Annotated in this window: 14 protein-coding genes; 6 read left to right on the top strand and 8 right to left on the bottom strand. The window is 71.8% G+C overall.

Annotated elements, in window-relative coordinates:
* Positions 1-159: 159 nt before the first annotated feature.
* The 3 genes from ACGFT2_RS29225 to ACGFT2_RS29235 all read left to right on the top strand — a co-directional run bounded on the left by ACGFT2_RS29225 (position 160) and on the right by ACGFT2_RS29235 (position 1,918).
* Positions 160-672, top strand: a complete 513-nt coding sequence (locus tag ACGFT2_RS29225; protein ID WP_393283754.1) for a phage holin family protein — start codon at positions 160-162, stop codon at positions 670-672.
* Entirely contained in the window at positions 669-1,601 is a 933-nt protein-coding gene (locus tag ACGFT2_RS29230; protein ID WP_393283756.1) for an alpha/beta fold hydrolase, read from the top strand. Before ACGFT2_RS29225 ends, ACGFT2_RS29230 begins: the two co-directional genes overlap by 4 nt.
* A 137-nt stretch (positions 1,602-1,738) precedes the next feature.
* Positions 1,739-1,918: a hypothetical protein gene (locus tag ACGFT2_RS29235; protein WP_393283759.1), complete on the top strand. Its 180-nt coding sequence runs from the start codon at positions 1,739-1,741 to the stop codon at positions 1,916-1,918.
* A gap of 15 nt (positions 1,919-1,933) precedes the next feature.
* On the opposite strand, the gene ACGFT2_RS29240 is transcribed toward ACGFT2_RS29235, so the two are convergent.
* The 3 genes from ACGFT2_RS29240 to nth form a co-directional block, all read right to left on the bottom strand.
* Positions 1,934-3,133 carry a MarP family serine protease gene (locus ACGFT2_RS29240; protein WP_393283761.1) on the bottom strand — a complete coding sequence of 400 codons (1,200 nt, stop codon included), beginning with the start codon at positions 3,131-3,133 and terminating at the stop codon, positions 1,934-1,936.
* A gap of 91 nt (positions 3,134-3,224) precedes the next feature.
* A complete protein-coding gene (locus ACGFT2_RS29245) occupies positions 3,225-3,920 on the bottom strand; it encodes an NUDIX hydrolase (RefSeq protein WP_393283764.1) in 696 nt (231 codons plus the stop codon).
* Positions 3,921-3,975: 55 nt separating this feature from the next.
* Positions 3,976-4,812, bottom strand: coding sequence for an endonuclease III (gene nth, locus ACGFT2_RS29250; RefSeq protein WP_393283767.1), 837 nt, complete (start codon positions 4,810-4,812; stop codon positions 3,976-3,978).
* A 437-nt stretch (positions 4,813-5,249) separates the two neighbouring features.
* Between nth and ACGFT2_RS29255 the strand changes: the two genes are divergently transcribed.
* Positions 5,250-5,924, top strand: coding sequence for a Crp/Fnr family transcriptional regulator (locus ACGFT2_RS29255; RefSeq protein WP_353601515.1), 675 nt, complete (start codon positions 5,250-5,252; stop codon positions 5,922-5,924).
* Positions 5,925-6,226: 302 nt separating this feature from the next.
* Here ACGFT2_RS29255 and ACGFT2_RS29260 read toward each other — a convergent pair whose 3' ends face one another.
* The 4 genes from ACGFT2_RS29260 to ACGFT2_RS29275 form a co-directional block, all read right to left on the bottom strand.
* Positions 6,227-7,057 (bottom strand): MBL fold metallo-hydrolase, encoded by an 831-nt coding sequence (locus ACGFT2_RS29260; RefSeq protein ID WP_393283769.1) that lies wholly within the window; start codon positions 7,055-7,057, stop codon positions 6,227-6,229.
* Entirely contained in the window at positions 7,054-7,962 is a 909-nt protein-coding gene (locus ACGFT2_RS29265; protein ID WP_393283771.1) for an NUDIX hydrolase, read from the bottom strand. The genes ACGFT2_RS29260 and ACGFT2_RS29265 overlap by 4 nt, the downstream gene beginning before the upstream one ends.
* 65 nt (positions 7,963-8,027) lie before the next feature.
* A complete protein-coding gene (locus ACGFT2_RS29270) occupies positions 8,028-8,492 on the bottom strand; it encodes a RidA family protein (protein WP_393283774.1) in 465 nt (154 codons plus the stop codon).
* Positions 8,489-8,650, bottom strand: a complete 162-nt coding sequence (locus ACGFT2_RS29275) for a hypothetical protein (protein WP_393283776.1) — start codon at positions 8,648-8,650, stop codon at positions 8,489-8,491. Before ACGFT2_RS29275 ends, ACGFT2_RS29270 begins: the two co-directional genes overlap by 4 nt.
* Before the next feature lie 140 nt (positions 8,651-8,790).
* Here ACGFT2_RS29275 and ACGFT2_RS29280 point away from each other — a divergent pair, with 140 nt between their 5' ends.
* Both ACGFT2_RS29280 and ACGFT2_RS29285 read left to right on the top strand, forming a co-directional pair.
* On the top strand, positions 8,791-9,768 hold the full coding sequence (locus ACGFT2_RS29280; RefSeq protein WP_393283779.1) for an ArsA family ATPase: 978 nt from the start codon (positions 8,791-8,793) through the stop codon (positions 9,766-9,768).
* The gene (locus ACGFT2_RS29285) at positions 9,765-11,150 is read left to right on the top strand and encodes an ArsA family ATPase (RefSeq protein ID WP_393283782.1); all 1,386 of its coding nucleotides are present in this window, start codon (positions 9,765-9,767) and stop codon (positions 11,148-11,150) included. The genes ACGFT2_RS29280 and ACGFT2_RS29285 overlap by 4 nt, the downstream gene beginning before the upstream one ends.
* A gap of 628 nt (positions 11,151-11,778) precedes the next feature.
* Here the strand turns inward: ACGFT2_RS29285 and wblA are convergent.
* The gene (gene wblA / locus ACGFT2_RS29290) at positions 11,779-12,117 is read right to left on the bottom strand and encodes a transcriptional regulator WblA (RefSeq protein WP_353601540.1); all 339 of its coding nucleotides are present in this window, start codon (positions 12,115-12,117) and stop codon (positions 11,779-11,781) included.
* Between the last annotated feature and the right edge of the window lie 480 nt (positions 12,118-12,597).

Consider the following 12,597-nt stretch of genomic DNA (forward strand, 5'->3'; position numbering starts at 1 on the left):
GCATGGCCGCCCCGACCCGGTGGCCACGCACACCCGGCTGTCCGGACCCGGCGGCCAACGCACACCCGGCCGCCCGGGCACGGCGGCCACGGCCTCCGAGCGGGACGGCCACACGGCACGGCACATTTGCGGCACGAGAGACATCAGAGGGAGAACGCGATGAGCGCACCCGACGGCAGCCCGGTCGGCGCCGAACGCAGCATCGGCCAGCTGTTCGCCTCGGCGACGACCGATTTGTCGGCGCTGGTGCACGACGAGATCGCACTGGCCAAGGCCCAGCTGAAGCAGGACGTGAAGCGCGGCGCGACGAGTGGCGGCGCCTTCTCGATGGCGGGCGCACTGCTGGTGTTCTCCCTGCCGATGCTCAACTTCGCCCTCGCCTACGGGATCCGGACCTGGAGCGGCTGGAACCTCGCGGTCTGCTTCCTGCTGTCGTTCGCCGCCAACGTGCTCGTGGCCGGCCTCCTCGCGCTCATCGGCGTGGTGTTCGCGAAGAAGGCCAAGAAGGGCCAGGGCCCGCAGAAGGTGGCCGCGTCGATGAAGGAGTCGGCGAGCGTCCTGCAGAACGCCAAGCCGCACCCGCGCCCGGAGCTTCCCGAGGAGCGGACGCCCGCGGCCATCGAGGCCGCGGCACACGCCTCGTCCGAGGTTGTGGCACGCTCGTCGTCATGACCGACCCCGCGCCTTCGGCCGTACGACTCGACCTGCCCCACGGGCAGCAGGTGACGCACCGGGATGTCGCCGCCAACGGCGCCCGCTTCCACATCGCCGAACTGGGCGACGGCCCTCTGGTGCTGCTGTTGCACGGGTTCCCCCAGTTCTGGTGGACCTGGCGGCACCAGCTCGTCGCGCTCGCGGACGCGGGCTACCGGGCGGTGGCGATGGACCTGCGGGGCGTCGGCGGCAGCGACCGCACGCCCCGCGGGTACGACCCCGCCAACCTCGCCCTGGACGTCACCGGCGTGGTCCGCTCGCTCGGCGAACCGGACGCCGCGCTGGTCGGCCACGACCTGGGCGGCTACCTGGCGTGGACGGCCGCCGCGATGCGGCCCAAGCTGGTCCGGCGCCTGGCCGTGGTGTCGATGCCGCACCCGCGGCGCTGGCGCGCGGCGATGCTGCGGGACGCCCGGCAGACGGCCGCCAGCTCCTACATCTGGGGATTCCAGCGGCCCTGGATCCCGGAGCGTCAACTCACCGCCGACGACGGCGAGCTGGTGGGCCGTCTGATCCGTGACTGGTCCGGGCCCCGGCCGCCGGAGGACGAGACCGTGGCGACGTACCGGCGAGCCATGTGCATCCCCTCCACCGCCCACTGCTCGGTCGAGCCGTACCGCTGGCTGGTGCGGTCGCTGGCCCGCCCGGACGGCGTGCAGTTCTACCGCAGGATGAAGCGGCCGGTGCGGGTGCCCACGCTGCATCTGCACGGTTCGCTGGACCCGGTGACCCGCACGCGCAGCGCCGCCGGTTCGGGCGAGTACGTCGAAGCGCCGTACCGCTGGCGGCTGTTCGACGGTCTCGGGCACTTCCCGCACGAGGAGGACCCGGCGGCGTTCTCCACCGAGCTGATCAACTGGCTGAAGGACCCCGAGCCGGACCGGTGACCGTTCGGTGAGTGATTCGATGCGCGGAGTATCCGAATCATGAACACTTGTCCCTCGAACGCCACATGCCTTCCGCATAGGCCAATTGGGGGGCGCGCAGGCGGTTATCGACCTTCAGGCGGGGCACACGTCCGGGTATGGGCTGGACGCACGACTACAGTGACGCACCCCGCAACCGCCGCTCGGCCACTGGCCTGAGCACGCCTCAGCGAGGCACCCCGCAACTCGCGGTAGCGGACCTGAGGGTGGGGATTCCGCGCATCCTGCGCCGCCGGGCCCGCTGGGTCTCCGTACGGCTGCGTCACCCGCGCGGCTGAACGCCCCTCCACGGATCACAGCGCACAGCTGTCGGTACCCACCTGCTCGTTCGCCGTGCGGCCCCGGTCGACGTCGGGACGGATCTCGTCTGCCGTCAGGGCGTACCCGGTGTCCGCGTCGTCGCGGGACTTGGCGAACACCACGCCGTACACCTTGCCGTCGGGCGTGAGCAGCGGGCCGCCGGAGTTGCCCTGGCGGACGGTCGTGTACAGCGAGTAGACGTCCCGGCGCACCGTGCCGCGGTGGTAGATGTCCGAGCCGTTCGCCGTGATCCGCCCGCGCACGCGCGCGGCGCGCACGTCGTACGAGCCGTTCTCCGGGAAGCCCGCGACGATCGCGCCGTCACCACCGCCCGCGTCCTGAGCGGTGAACTTGAGGGCGCTCGCCCGCAGATCCGGTACGTCGAGGACGGCGATGTCGCGCTTCCAGTCGTACAGGACGACCTTGGCGTCGTACTTGCGGCCCTCCCCGCCTATCTGCACGGTCGGCTCGTCGACCCCGCCGACCACATGCGCGTTGGTCATGACCCGGCGGTCGGCGAAGACGAAGCCGGTGCCCTCCAGGACCTTGCCGCAGCTCTGGGCGGTGCCGGTGACCTTGACGATGGAACGCTGGGCGCGGGTGGCGACCGGACTGCTCGCCAGGGCCGCGTCGGGCGGCCGGACATCCTTGATCGGCTCGTCGGCGAACGGGCTGAAGACCTGCGGGAAGCCGTTCTGCGCGAGGACCGCGGAGAAGTCCGCGAACCAGGTGTCGGCCTGCGCGGGCAGCGCCCGGGAGACGCCGAGGAGCACCTTGGAGCCGCGCACCTCCTTGCCGAGCGTCGGCAGAGTCGTGCCGGCGAGGGCGGAGCCGATCAGCCAGGCGACCAGCAGCATCGCGACGACGTTGACCAGCGCGCCGCCGGTGGCGTCCAGGGCGCGGGCCGGGGACCAGGTGATGTGCCGGCGCAGTTTGCTGCCGAGGTGGGTGGTCAGGGCCTGGCCTACCGAGGCGCAGACGATGACGACGACCACGGCGACCACGGCCGCGGTGGTGCCGATCTCCGCGTCGTCGCTCACCGCGCCCCAGACGACGGGCAGCGTGTACACGGCGACGAGGCCGCCGCCCAGGAAGCCGATCACCGACAGGATGCCGACGACGAGGCCCTGGCGATAGCCCACGACCGCGAACCACACGGCCGCGACCAGCAACAGCATGTCCAGCACGTTCACCGCTTCAGGCCTCGCCTACTCACTCCGCTCCCAGCAGCTCGGCCGGGGGTCCGGGGACAGTCCCGGGGGACACAGCACGGGGATCACCCTGTCATGCGCGCCAGTCGAGCGGGACCTGCTGTTCCCGGTCCCAGGGACGCTCCCAGCCCGCGTAGTGCAGCAGGCGGTCGATCACGCCGCCCGTGAATCCCCACACCAGGGCCGATTCGACCAGGAATGCGGGGCCGCGGTGGCCGCCGGGAGAGACGGTGGTGACGCGGTTGGCGGGGTCCGTGAGATCCGCCACGGGGACGGTGAAGACCCGGGCCGTCTCGTTCGGGTCGACGACGCCGACCGGGCTGGGCTCACGCCACCAGCCGAGCACGGGGGTGACCACGAAACCGCTGACCGGGATGTAGAGCGCGGGCAGGGCACCGAAGAGCTGGACGCCGGAGGGATCGAGACCGGTCTCCTCCTCGGCCTCGCGCAGCGCCGCCCGCAGCGGGCCGTCGCCCTGCGGGTCGCCGTCCTCGGGGTCCAGCGCGCCGCCCGGGAAGGACGGCTGCCCGGCGTGCGAGCGCAGGGAGCCGGCCCGCTCCATCAGCAGCAGCTCGGGGCCGCGCTCTCCCTCGCCGAACAGGATCAGCACCGCGGACTTGCGCCCCGAGCCGTTCGCGGGCGGCAGGAAGCGGCTGAGCTGGAGCGGCTCCAGCGTCTCGGCGGCCCGCACCACCGGGTCCAGCCAGTCCGGCAGCCCCTCCTTGTCGAGCGTCACCGCTCGGCCCCAGGTCTCGCTGGCCCTCGTCATGCCCCACCCCCGTCGCTCCGTCTGTCCAACGCCCGAGGTGCCCGGGATCGTTCCGTCACGCGGCCCCCAGCGGCGGCGCCGGCCTGCCGCCGGCGTCGAGGTAGGCCTGCGGGGGGTTGAGCCGCTGCCCGGGGAAGCCGCCCTTCTCGTACTTCAGGAGCTTCTTCGCCTTCTCCGGATCGGTCTCGCCCTCGCCGTAGGCCGGGCAGAGCGGGGCGACGGGGCAGGCGCCGCAGGCGGGCTTGCGGGCGTGGCAGATGCGCCGGCCGTGCCAGATCACGTGGTGGGACAGATCGGTCCACTCGCTCTTCGGGAACAGCGCACCGACGGCGGCCTCGATCTTGTCCGGGTCGGTCTCCTCGGTCCACTTCCAGCGCCGCACCAGCCGCTGGAAGTGCGTGTCCACGGTGATCCCGGGCCGGCCGAAGGCGTTGCCGAGCACGACGAAGGCGGTCTTGCGGCCGACGCCGGGCAGCTTGACCAGGTCCTCCAGCTTCCCTGGCACCTCGCCGCCGAAGTCCTCCACGAGCGCCCTGGACAGCCCTATGACCGCCCGGGTCTTGGCCCGGAAGAAGCCGCAGGGGCGCAGGATCTCCTCGACCTTCTCCGGGTCGGCGGCCGCCAGGTCCTCGGGGGCCGGGTACCGGGCGAACAGCGCCGGGGTGGTCTGGTTGACCCGCAGGTCCGTGGTCTGGGCCGACAGCACGGTGGCGACCAGCAGCTGGAAGGGGTTCTCGAAGTCCAGCTCGGGGTGGGCGTACGGGTAGACCTCGGCGAGTTCGCGGTTGATCCTGCGGGCCCGTCGTACGAGCGCCGTCCGCGACTCCGGCTTCCACGGCTTCGCGACCCCGGTCACCGCCGTGGCCGCCTTGCGCACCTTGCTCACTGCCATGCGTGAAGGCTACGCCGACGGGACAGGCCCCGGTGGTGGATCACCGGGACGGCCGGCCCTTCGGGGGCCCGGTGCCCTGCGGGCCCGGCGAGCATCCGGTACGACCGGTCCGGTTCATCCGATTTAACGGATTCGCCGACGCTGTTCGCCGACAGCGGAATCTTCGGGCACAACCACCCGTACGGCCCCGGACAGCGCCCTGGAACGTGTTCTCACCGGCGACTTGGGCACCCGTCCACCCCGCGGACAGGCAGTGGCCGCCCTCCGGAACCCGGATGACCGGCCCCCGATTGGACCCCTGCCGCGTACCTCGGGACACGTGTGCGGCATCCTTGTGACAGATCACACTGTTTGGACCGTCCGGCAAAATGGGGAACACGGTCCCCTGGCACGTAGGGGAGCAAGATCCCCTGAGCAGGTCGACAAGGAGAGAACTCGTGGACGACGTCCTGCGGCGCAACCCGCTCTTCGCGGCACTCGACGACGAGCAGGCCGCGGAGCTGCGCGCCTCCATGAGTGAGGTGACCCTGGCGCGCGGCGACTCCCTGTTTCACGAGGGCGACCCCGGTGACCGGCTCTACGTCGTCACCGAGGGCAAGGTCAAGCTGCACCGCACCTCGCCCGACGGCCGCGAGAACATGCTCGCCGTCGTCGGCCCCAGCGAACTGATCGGCGAGCTGTCGCTGTTCGACCCGGGCCCGCGCACCGCCACCGCGACCGCGCTGACCGAGGTCAAGATGCTCGGTCTCGGCCACGGTGACCTCCAGCCCTGGCTGAACGTCCGCCCGGAGGTGGCCGGCGCCCTGCTGCGCGCGGTCGCCCGCCGGCTGCGCAAGACCAACGACGCCATGTCCGACCTGGTCTTCTCCGACGTCCCCGGCCGGGTGGCGCGCGCCCTGCTGGACCTGTCCCGCCGCTTCGGCGTGCAGTCCGAGGAGGGCATCCACGTCGTCCACGACCTCACCCAGGAGGAACTGGCCCAGCTGGTCGGCGCCTCCCGCGAGACCGTGAACAAGGCGCTCGCCGACTTCGCCCAGCGCGGCTGGCTGCGCCTGGAGGCCCGGGCCGTGATCCTGCTGGACGTCGAGCGCCTGGCCAAGCGGTCCCGCTGACGCCGCGTCCGCCCGTACGGCGGCGGGGGCCCGTCTCGCGAGAGCCGGGCCTGCGACGGCCCTGGCGCCCGCGAAGGGCGCCGTACGCACGCGTGCGTGCGCGCAAGGTCGCGCGCGGGGCCGGATCAGCCCGTGCGCACACGTTCCACGCCGGCCTGGACCAGCCGGTCTTCGCACGGTTCGCGCCCGACTGGCCGACTGGACCAGCCCGCGCCCGCACGGTTCGCGCCCGACTGGACCAGCCGGTCTTCGCACGGTTCGCCCGGACTGGACCCGCCCGTGCCCGCACGGTTCGCGCCGGACTAGATCAGGCCGTGCTCGCTCAGGTACTCCAGCTGGGCCCGCACCGACAGTTCCGCCGCCGGCCACAGTGAGCGGTCCACGTCGGCGTAGACGTGGGCGACGACCTCGGACGGCGTGCGGTAGCCGTCCTCGACCGCCGTCTCCACCTGCGCGAGCCGGTGGGCGCGGTGGGCCAGGTAGAACTCGACGGCGCCCTGTGCGTCCTCCAGGACCGGTCCGTGGCCCGGCAGGACGGTGTGCACGCCGTCGTCCACCGTGAGGGACCTCAGCCGCCGGAGTGAGTCCAGATAGTCGCCGAGCCGCCCGTCGGGATGCGCCACGACCGTCGTCCCACGCCCGAGGATGGTGTCTCCGGTCAGCACCGCCCGGTCGGCCGGGAGATGGAAGCACAGCGAGTCCGCGGTGTGGCCGGGAGTCGGTACGACCCTCAGCTCCAGGCCGCCGACGGTCAGCACGTCCCCCGCGGCCAGGCCCTCGTCGCCGAGGCGCAGCGCCGGATCGAGGGCACGCACGCGCGTGCCGGTCAGTTCGGCGAAGCGGGCGGCGCCCTCGGCGTGGTCGGGATGGCCGTGGGTGAGCAGCGTCAGGGCTATGCGCCGGCCGGCCTTCTCCGCGGTGTCCACGACGGTGCGCAGGTGGCCGTCGTCCAGCGGGCCCGGGTCGATCACCACGGCCAGGTCGGAGCCCGGCTCGGCGACGATCCAGGTGTTGGTGCCGTCCAGGGTCATCGCGGAGGCGTTGGGCGCGAGGACGTTGACGGCCCGCTCGGTGGCGGGTCCCGACAGCACCGAGCCCCGAGGCTGCCCCGGCAGGGCGGCTGCGTCGGTCATGCGGGGCCTCCACCGGTGGTCGTCGGAGCGTTCGTCCCGGAGGGCGTGCCGGAGGTCGGGACGTGTTTGGTGAATTCGTCGTGGCCCGGCCAGGACAGGACGATCTCGCCGCCCCGCAGACGGGCGCTCGCCAGCACCGGTGTCATGTCGCACGCGGGGGCGGCCGCCAGTGCCTCGGCGGCGCTGGTGTGCGGGGCCAGCCGGCGCAGGGTGGCGATGGTGGGCGGCATCATCAGCAGCTCGCCCCTGTCGTAGCCGCCGGCCGCCTCCTCGGGGCGGATCCACACCGTGCGGTCGGCCTCGGTGGAGGCGTTGCGGGTGCGCTGGCCCTCGGGGAGGGCGGCCACGAAGAACCAGGTGTCGTAGCGGCGGGCCTCGAACTCCGGGGTGATCCAGCGGGCCCACGGGCCCAGCAGGTCCGAGCGCAGCACCAGACCGCGCCGGTCCAGGAACTCGGCGAAGGACAGCTCGTGTGCGATGAGGGCGGCCCGGTCGGTCTCCCAGTCCTCGCCGGTGGTGTCGCCGACGACCGAGTCCGCGTCGGGCCCGGCGAGCAGCACGCCGGCCTCCTCGTACGTCTCCCGTACGGCGGCGCAGACGATCGCCTGGGCGCCGCTCTCGTCGACGCCCAGCCGTTCGGCCCACCACGCGCGCGTGGGGCCCGCCCAGCGGACCCGGCGGTCGTCGTCACGCGGGTCGACACCACCGCCGGGGTACGCGTACGCGCCTCCGGCGAAGGCCATGGAGGCACGTCTGCGGAGCATGTGGACGACCGGCCCGTCCGGGGTGTCCTTCAGGAGCAGCACCGTGGCCGCGCGCCTGGGGGCCACCGGCGTGAGGGTGCCGTCCGCGAGCGCGCGGATGCGGTCGGGCCACTCCGGGGGGTACCACTGACCGTTCGCCATGGCCGGAGGCTATCCCGTATAGGGCGAATGTTCGAGAGCTGTCGAGGTCAGCGGGCCGTGGGGGCCTACTGGGCGAGTTCCACCTGGATCTCGACCTCGACCGGTGCGTCCAGCGGCAGCACCGCGACGCCGACGGCGCTGCGGGCGTGCACGCCCTTCTCGCCGAGGACCTCGCCGAGCAGTTCGCTGGCACCGTTGACGACGCCGGGCTGCCCGGTGAAGTCGGACGCCGAGGCGACGAAACCGACCACCTTCACCACGCGCGCGATGCGGTCCAGGTCACCGGCGACGGACTTGACCGCGGCCAGCGCGTTCAGCGCGCAGATGCGGGCCAGTTCCTTGGCCTCCTCCGGTGTGACCTCCCCGCCCACCTTGCCGGTGACCGGCAGCTTGCCCTCCACCATCGGCAGCTGGCCGGCGGTGAAGACGTGGACACCGGACTGCACGGCCGGCTGGTACGCGGCCAGCGGCGGTACGACCTCCGGCAGGGTCAGGCCCATTTCGGCCAGTTTGGCCTCGACCGCGCTCATGCCTGCTTCTCCCGCTTCAGGTAGGCCACGAGCTGCTCCGGATTGGGCCCGGGCACGACCTGGACGAGCTCCCAGCCGTCGTCGCCCCAGGTGTCCAGAATCTGCTTCGTGGCATGGACGAGCAGCGGCACGGTCGAGTATTCCCACTTCTTGGTCATGGGCCGACTGTAGCCGCTGTGCCGGAGGGGGCAGATCCCGCCCACGACGGCCTCTTTCCACCGAACACATGGCCGACTATGGCCGCCGTTGTCCACAGCCTCCCGCGTGACTGTCGGCCGGACTGGTTAGTCTCGAAGGTGTGAGCAGGCTCCAGGTCGTCAGCGGCAAGGGCGGGACCGGAAAGACGACGGTCGCCGCCGCCCTCGCGCTGGCCCTCGCCACCGAGGGGAAGCGGACGCTTCTCGTGGAGGTCGAGGGTCGGCAGGGCATCGCACAGCTCTTCGAGACGGAGGCGTTGCCCTATGAGGAGCGCAAGATCGCGGTCGCTCCCGGGGGCGGGGAGGTGCACGCCCTCGCCATAGACGCCGAACTCGCCCTTCTGGACTATCTCCAGATGTTCTACAAGCTGGGCGGGGCGGGCAGAGCCCTGAAGAAGCTCGGCGCCATCGACTTCGCCACCACCATCGCGCCCGGCATCAGGGACGTCCTGCTGACCGGCAAGGCGTGCGAGGCGGTGCGCCGCAAGGACAAGAAGGGGCGGTTCGTCTACGACTACGTGATCATGGACGCCCCGCCCACCGGCCGCATCACCCGCTTCCTGAACGTCAACGACGAGGTTGCGGGCCTCGCGAAGATCGGCCCGATACACAATCAGGCGCAGGCGGTGATGCGGGTGCTCAAGTCGCCGGAGACGGCGGTGCACCTGGTGACCCTCCTGGAGGAGATGCCGGTCCAGGAGACCGCGGACGGCATCGCCGAACTGCGCGCGGCACGGCTCCCGGTGGGCCGGGTCATCGTGAACATGGTCCGGCCGGAGGTGCTGGACGCGGCCGACCTGGAACTCGTACGGAGCGTGGGGCGTTCCTCCGTCGCGCAGACGCTCTCGGCCGCGGGCCTCGGCGGAGCCCGTCGTGGCGGGAACGCCGAGAAACTGGTGGACCCGCTGCTGGCGCAGGCGGCCGAGTACGCCGAGCGGTACGCACTGGAGGAAGAGCAGCGCGCGGTCCTCGGCGAGCTGAGCCTGCCGCTGCACGAACTGCCGCTGCTCGCCGAGGGCATAGACCTCGCGGGCCTGTACGAACTCGCCACCGAGCTGCGGAAGCAGGGGTTGTCATGAGTCCTGACCCGGCCGAGGAACGGGAGGCCTTCGGGGGGCGGAAGACGGCCGAGGCCCCGGAGGCGGCTCGCCGGCTGTCCCCCGCGCGGGCGCTCGACGTCGATCCGCTGCTGGACGACCCCGGGACCCGGATCGTGGTGTGCTGCGGCTCGGGCGGGGTCGGCAAGACGACGACCGCGGCGGCCCTCGGGCTGCGGGCTGCCGAGCGCGGCCGCAAGGTGGTCGTCCTGACCATCGACCCGGCCAGGCGGCTGGCCCAGTCGATGGGCATCGACTCCCTCGACAACGTGCCGCGCCGGGTGAAGGGCGTCGAGGGCACGGGCGAACTGCACGCCATGATGCTCGACATGAAGCGCACCTTCGACGAGGTCGTGGAGGCGCACGCGGACTCCGAGCGGGCGGCCGCGATCCTGGCGAACCCTTTCTACCAGTCGCTTTCGGCGGGCTTCGCGGGCACGCAGGAGTACATGGCGATGGAGAAGCTGGGCCAGCTGCGGGCGAAGGAGGAGTGGGACCTGATCGTGGTCGACACCCCGCCGTCCCGCTCGGCGCTGGACTTCCTGGACGCTCCCAAGCGGCTCGGCTCCTTCCTGGACGGCCGGCTCATCCGCCTGCTCACCGCCCCCGCCAAGCTGGGCGGCCGCGCGGGCATGGCCTTCCTGAACGTCGGCATGTCGATGATGACCGGCACGCTCGGCAAGCTGCTGGGCGGGCAGCTGCTGAAGGACGTGCAGACGTTCGTGGCCGCGATGGACACCACCTTCGGCGGCTTCCGTACGCGCGCGGACGCCACGTTCAAGCTGCTCCAGGCGCCCGGTACGGCATTCCTGGTGGTGGCGGCGCCGGAGCGGGACGCGCTGCGCGAGGCGGCCTACTTCGTGGAGCGGCTGGCCGCCGAGAAGATGCCGTTGGTCGGTCTGGTGCTGAACCGCGTCCACGACACCGGGGCGGGCGGGCTGTCGGCCGAGCGGGCACTCGCCGCCGCGGAAAATCTTGAGGACCCCCGCATTGTGGATCAGGAGGGCGGGAAAGCTGGTCTTCGTAACTCTCCCGACACGTACGGCAGTTCACGCACTCCCGCATCCGAGGCCGCAGCCGGGCCCGAAGCCGCAGCCGGTGACACCGCTTCCGAGGAAGGCTCCCCCGCCGATACGGAGCGCCCCGTCGACCGGCTCACCGCAGGTCTGTTGAGGCTGCACGCCGAGCGGATGCAGCTGCTCGCGCGCGAGCGGCGCACGCGTGACCGGTTCACCGCCCGTCACCCCGAGGTGGCGGTGGTCGACGTACCCGCGCTCCCCGGCGACGTCCACGACCTCACGGGCCTGCGAAACATCGGCACCCGCCTGGCCGCGGGCACGGCGGGACACACGGACCCTGCGTAACGCCCGGCCGGGGGGACGCCCGACTGGACGTCCGACCAGATGGACGCCCGACTGCACGCCCGGCTGGGTGGCTCCTGGCCTGCCCGCACCGGGCCGGCCCACGTAGCGCGCGCTGCGGGGAGCCGTACGCGGCCAGGTCGCCGAGGGCGCGGTGCATGGACGGAGCCGACGACTCGCAGGCGTTCCCATTCGGTCGCACGCGTGCTCGTCCGGTCACAGGCGCACTCGGACGGTTGCCGGCATGCGGGTGCGGTCGCAGGCGCACTCGGACGGTTGCCGGCATGCCAGTGGGATCGCAGGCGCACTCGGACGGTCGCAGCGCGCGAACATGGGTGGATGCGGGTGGGGCCGTGAGGCGATCGTGGCCTTCCAAGTCGCGAGCCCGATCGACGCGCCCGTTGCCGGTGCGCGTTCCGTGCCCCATGGCACTTTTCCTGCCCCATTGGCGCTTCCAGGCCCGGCGGCAGACCGGCATTCACCGTGCGGCGTGCGCGGCCGGTGCTTCCGAGAACGAACGGCCGGCTTCCCGCCGCATAGTTCTCAGCCCACCACCGCGCGGTTCTCAGCTCGCCGCTGCATCGACCTCAGCTCACCGCTGTGTCGTCCTCAGCTCACCGCTGTGTCGTCCTCAGCTCACCGCTGCGTAGTTCTCGTACACGTCGTCGCTGTCGAGGTGCACGATCCCGACGCCCCGCTCGTACTCCGAGCGAGCGGTCTCCAGCAGCCTGCGCCACGACGTCACAGTGGGCCGCCGGCGCAGCAGTGCACGGCGCTCCCGCTCGGTCATGCCTCCCCACACGCCGAATTCGACGCGGTTGTCCAGCGCATCCGCCAGGCATTCGGTGCGTACCGGGCACCCGGTGCACACCGCCTTGGCCCTGTTCTGCGCTGCTCCTTGAACGAACAGTTCATCCGGATCGGTAGTGCGGCAGGCAGCCTGCGCACTCCAGTCGGTTACCCAGCCCATACCGGCGCCGTCCTCTCCCGAATCGAGGCTCCCCCACGGCGGCAGCGGCATATTCACCGCAGCCAGCTCAGGACGTTACGGAAGGTGGGCACAGCGCAACACCCCCTTCGGGCCCAATCTTGAATGGCCCGAACGGACTATGGGTAAGCGGCAGATCACCCGCGGGAGTGAGCTGACGACATGCGCGACTATCCCGGCAATCCGGGATAGCTGTGGTGTGTCACATCGGGCGTCAGGTGACACACGAGGCGGATTCGGACACGTTCCGCTCAGAAAAACGGGGCAGGTCCAGAACGATTCGGGGTCGCCGGACGTATTGATACGTGGCCGCGCTGCTGTGACAGTTGAGAGCAGCTTAGGCCAAGGCCTGCGCGCGTGTCCGGCGAATGAGAAGGTAGCCCCCGCGCTTTGCCGTGCGGTGACGCTGTGACGCGCTACGGTGCCCTGCTGCCGTGCGGCGATGCCATGCAGTGATGCAGT

Origin of the sequence: Streptomyces sp. NPDC048514, from assembly GCF_043199955.1 — a bacterium.
Lineage (GTDB): Bacteria > Actinomycetota > Actinomycetes > Streptomycetales > Streptomycetaceae > Streptomyces.

Coding starts and splice junctions, on each gene's coding strand:
- ACGFT2_RS29225 (WP_393283754.1), top strand. CDS start 160: ATGAGCGCACCCGACGGCAGCCCGGTCGGCGCCGAACGCAGCATCGGC.
- ACGFT2_RS29230 (WP_393283756.1), top strand. CDS start 669: ATGACCGACCCCGCGCCTTCGGCCGTACGACTCGACCTGCCCCACGGG.
- ACGFT2_RS29235 (WP_393283759.1), top strand. CDS start 1,739: ATGGGCTGGACGCACGACTACAGTGACGCACCCCGCAACCGCCGCTCG.
- ACGFT2_RS29245 (WP_393283764.1), bottom strand. CDS start 3,920: ATGACGAGGGCCAGCGAGACCTGGGGCCGAGCGGTGACGCTCGACAAG.
- nth (WP_393283767.1), bottom strand. CDS start 4,812: ATGGCAGTGAGCAAGGTGCGCAAGGCGGCCACGGCGGTGACCGGGGTC.
- ACGFT2_RS29260 (WP_393283769.1), bottom strand. CDS start 7,057: ATGACCGACGCAGCCGCCCTGCCGGGGCAGCCTCGGGGCTCGGTGCTG.
- ACGFT2_RS29265 (WP_393283771.1), bottom strand. CDS start 7,962: ATGGCGAACGGTCAGTGGTACCCCCCGGAGTGGCCCGACCGCATCCGC.
- ACGFT2_RS29270 (WP_393283774.1), bottom strand. CDS start 8,492: ATGAGCGCGGTCGAGGCCAAACTGGCCGAAATGGGCCTGACCCTGCCG.
- ACGFT2_RS29275 (WP_393283776.1), bottom strand. CDS start 8,650: ATGACCAAGAAGTGGGAATACTCGACCGTGCCGCTGCTCGTCCATGCC.
- ACGFT2_RS29285 (WP_393283782.1), top strand. CDS start 9,765: ATGAGTCCTGACCCGGCCGAGGAACGGGAGGCCTTCGGGGGGCGGAAG.
- wblA (WP_353601540.1), bottom strand. CDS start 12,117: ATGGGCTGGGTAACCGACTGGAGTGCGCAGGCTGCCTGCCGCACTACC.